Origin of the sequence: Streptomyces montanisoli (genome assembly GCF_017813245.1) — a bacterium.
GTDB lineage: Bacteria > Actinomycetota > Actinomycetes > Streptomycetales > Streptomycetaceae > Streptomyces > Streptomyces montanisoli.
Map to the genome: position 1 here is coordinate 1 of NZ_JAGIQL010000312.1, position 3,255 is coordinate 3,255.

General features: G+C 71.7%; 4 protein-coding genes and 1 pseudogene. 4 read left to right on the forward strand and 1 reads right to left on the reverse strand.

Features of this window, described 5'->3' with window-relative positions:
* Nucleotides 1-208: pseudogene (locus tag JFN87_RS32655) on the forward strand (hypothetical protein); the annotation flags it as partial.
* A gap of 44 nt (nucleotides 209-252) precedes the next feature.
* On the opposite strand, the gene JFN87_RS32660 reads toward JFN87_RS32655, so the two are convergent.
* Entirely contained in the window at nucleotides 253-690 is a 438-nt protein-coding gene (locus JFN87_RS32660; RefSeq protein ID WP_209346076.1) for a MarR family winged helix-turn-helix transcriptional regulator, read from the reverse strand.
* 117 nt (nucleotides 691-807) lie between these two features.
* Here JFN87_RS32660 and JFN87_RS32665 point away from each other — a divergent pair, with 117 nt between their 5' ends.
* The 3 genes from JFN87_RS32665 to JFN87_RS32675 all read left to right on the forward strand — a co-directional run.
* The gene (locus JFN87_RS32665) at nucleotides 808-1,830 is read left to right on the forward strand and encodes an NADP-dependent oxidoreductase (protein WP_209346081.1); all 1,023 of its coding nucleotides are present in this window, start codon (nucleotides 808-810) and stop codon (nucleotides 1,828-1,830) included.
* A 102-nt stretch (nucleotides 1,831-1,932) separates the two neighbouring features.
* Entirely contained in the window at nucleotides 1,933-2,361 is a 429-nt protein-coding gene (locus JFN87_RS32670; RefSeq protein WP_209346078.1) for an organic hydroperoxide resistance protein, read from the forward strand.
* Between the two features lie 65 nt (nucleotides 2,362-2,426).
* On the forward strand, nucleotides 2,427-3,255 hold an 829-nt coding region (locus JFN87_RS32675; RefSeq protein ID WP_209346080.1), incomplete at its 3' end, for an EI24 domain-containing protein.

The following is a 3,255-nucleotide window of genomic DNA, read 5'->3' on the forward strand; positions in this document are numbered from 1 at the left end:
GGACGGCGCGGGCGGTGGCGCGGGCGGCGGCACGGCGACGGGCGACCCCGCGACCGGCCCCGACGACCCCTCGCAGCCCGGAGGGTCCACGCCCGGCACGCCCCCGCAGTCGGCGCCCGTGACACCCGGGCCGACGCAGACCGGCCCGCCGCCGGCGCCGCAACCGACCAGGAGCCACTGCACCCGGTTCCTGTGGTGGTGCGGCTGACCCCGCAGGCCCTCTCGCGCCCACCCGCCCGGCTCGCCCCGGCCTCACAGCTCCGCGTCGTCGCCCAGCATGCGCCGCAGCAGGTCGCGCAGGGTGCGGCGCTCGTCATCCGACAGCTCCGCGAGCGGCTCGCGAGCGAAGTCGAGCGAGCCACGCAGCAGCTTCGCGGTGGCCAGGCCGCTCGCGGTGGGGGCGGCGAGCTTCACCCTGCGGTCGTCCGGGTCCGGCCTGCGCTCGACCAGCCCGCGCGCCTCCAGCCGGTCCACGATGCCGGTCACATTGGACGGCTCGCACTTCAGTTTTCTGGCGATCCTGCGCATGGGCAGCGGCTCCACGGACAGCAGACCGAGAAGGCGCGCCTGCGCGCCGGTCAGGGAGTGCTCCGCGGCGGCCCGCTCGTACTCTTCGTGGTAGCGGGCCACGACGGAGCCGATGAGCTGGACGACCTCGAAGGTCAGTGGGTCGGTGCGGGTAGTGGCCATGCGTGTCAGCGTACCCATGTGCTTGACATCATGAAATATTGAGATGCAAGGTTGTTTCATCAACTGAAGCATCACGTGAAACACCTTCCCCCGTCCCCCCTCGAAGGAGGCATGCGGATCATGACCGCACTCCCCACGTCCGGCCGCGCCTGGCACCTCGTCTCCCGCCCCGACGGCTGGCCGGAGCCCGGCGACGTCGCGCTGCGCGAGATCCCCGTCAACGCGCCGGAGGACGGCCGGATCCTGGTCCGCAACCTCTACTTCTCGGTCGACCCGGCGATGCGCGGCCGGATGAACGACGTGAAGTCGTACGTGGCGCCCTACCGGCTCGACCACCCCATGGACGGCGGGGCCGTCGGCGAGGTCATCGCCTCCGCCGCGGAGGGCTTCTCGGCCGGCGACCACGTGCTGCACTACGGCGGCTGGCGCGAGTACGCGTCCGTCCCCGCAGAGCGCGCCACGAAGGTCGACGCGTCCAAGGCCCCCCTCTCGACGTACCTCGGCGTGCTCGGCATGACGGGCCTCACGGCCTACGCGGGGCTCTTCGAGACCGCCTCCTTCAAGGAGGGCGACGCGGTCTTCGTCTCCGGCGCCGCCGGCGCCGTCGGCAGCCAGGTCGGGCAGATGGCGCGGATCAAGGGCGCATCCCGGGTGATCGGCTCCGCGGGCTCGGACGAGAAGGTGCGCCTGCTGACGGAGGAGTACGGCTTCGACGCGGCCTTCAACTACAAGAACGGACCCGTGAAGCAGCAGCTCAAGGAGGCCGCGCCGGACGGCATCGACGTCTACTTCGACAACGTGGGCGGCGACCACCTCGAAGCGGCGATCTCCTCGTTCAACCTGCACGGCCGCGCCACCATCTGCGGCATGATCGCGCAGTACAACTCCACGGAGCCGCCGCCCGCACCGCGCAACCTCGCGCTGGTGATCGGGAAGCGGCTGCGTCTCCAGGGCATGCTCGTCCTCGACCACCAGGGGCTGATGCCGCAGTTCGTGTCGGATGTGTCCGGATGGCTGGCGTCCGGCGAACTCAAGTACCGCGAGACGGTCGTCGAGGGAATCGAGAACGGCTTCGACGCGTTCCTCGGGCTGCTGCGCGGGGACAACACGGGCAAGATGGTCGTCTCCCTCGGCCAGTAGGACACACCGGCCTGGGCGCGAGGCCCACGCACTAGAGTTGACGCAGGCCGCCGCGATCGCGGGCGCGAGTCGCGGCGTACAAACAGAACGGACGAGCACAACATGTCGATTGAGCGCATTGACCCCCTGTACACCGCCGTCGCCACCGCGGAGAACGGCCGGGACGGACGCGTCGCCTCCGACGACGGGCAGCTCGACGTCGTCGTCAACCCCCCGAAGTCGATGGGCGGCAACGGCGCGGGCACCAACCCCGAGCAGCTGTTCGCGGCCGGCTACAGCGCCTGCTTCCAGGGCGCGATGGGCGTCGTCGCCCGCCAGGAGAAGCTGGACATCTCGGGCTCGACGGTGACTGCGAAGGTCTCCATCGGCAAGCTGTCGGCCGGCGGTTTCGGCATCGCGGTCGAGCTGGTCGCGTCGGTGCCCGCGCTGGACGAGGCGGCCACGAAGGACCTGCTGGAGAAGGCACACCAGGTGTGCCCGTACTCCAACGCCACGCGCGGCAACATCGAGGTGAGCCTGTCAGCGGCGTGAGCCGTCGGCCGGTGTGACTCGCCGGCCGGTGTGACGGCCGAGCCCGCCCCGTTAGGGTGGCCCGCATGGGCGATCTCGGGGCGGGCTTCGGCTTTCTGGTGAAGGGCCAGCGGTGGGTGGGCGGCCACGGCAGGTGGTTCGGGTTCGGGCTGCTGCCCGGCCTGGTGACGCTGCTGGTGTACGCGGGCGCGCTGGTCGGCCTCGCGTACGGGGCGGACGACCTGGTGTCCTGGGCGACGCCGTTCGCCGACGGCTGGTCGTCGCCGTGGCTGGGGCTGTTCCGCGGCGGCATGACGGTACTGGTCTTCGCGCTCGGGCTGTTCCTCGCGGTGATCACCTTCACGGCGGTGACGCTGCTGATCGGCCAGCCGTTCTACGAGGCGCTGTCGGAGGCCGTCGAGCGTGCGGAGTCCGGGGACGGCGTGGTGCCGGAGTCGGGGCTCCCGTGGTGGCGCGAGATCGGAATCTCCCTCAAGAACAGCGCGTACGTGCTGCTGCGAGTCGTGGTGTGGGGTGTCGTGCTCTTCGCGCTCGGTTTCCTGCCGGTGGTGGGGCAGACGGTGGTGCCGGCGATCGGGTTCTGCGTGTCCGGCTTCTACCTGACGCAGGAGCTCACGGCGGTGGCGCTGGAACGGCGCCGGGTGGGCGCGCGCGAGCAGCTGGCGTGGCTGAAGGGCCGGCGGCTGATGGCGCTGGGCTTCGGGGTGCCGCTGACGCTGGCGTTCCTCGTGCCGGTGGTGGCGATATTCCTGATGCCGGGGGCGGTGGCGGGCGCGACGCTGATGGCCCGCGCACGCGAGGCCGAGGCGACCGTCACGCCCGACTCCGCGCCCGCCCCCGCGGACGCGGGGTCGGCGCCGTCCAGGGCGCCGCAGCCCGGCCCGGCCGCAGGCC

Excerpts from the sequence above, each read along its gene's own strand:
- JFN87_RS32660 (WP_209346076.1), bottom strand. The coding sequence starts at position 690 with ATGGCCACTACCCGCACCGACCCACTGACCTTCGAGGTCGTCCAGCTC.
- JFN87_RS32670 (WP_209346078.1), top strand. The coding sequence starts at position 1,933 with ATGTCGATTGAGCGCATTGACCCCCTGTACACCGCCGTCGCCACCGCG.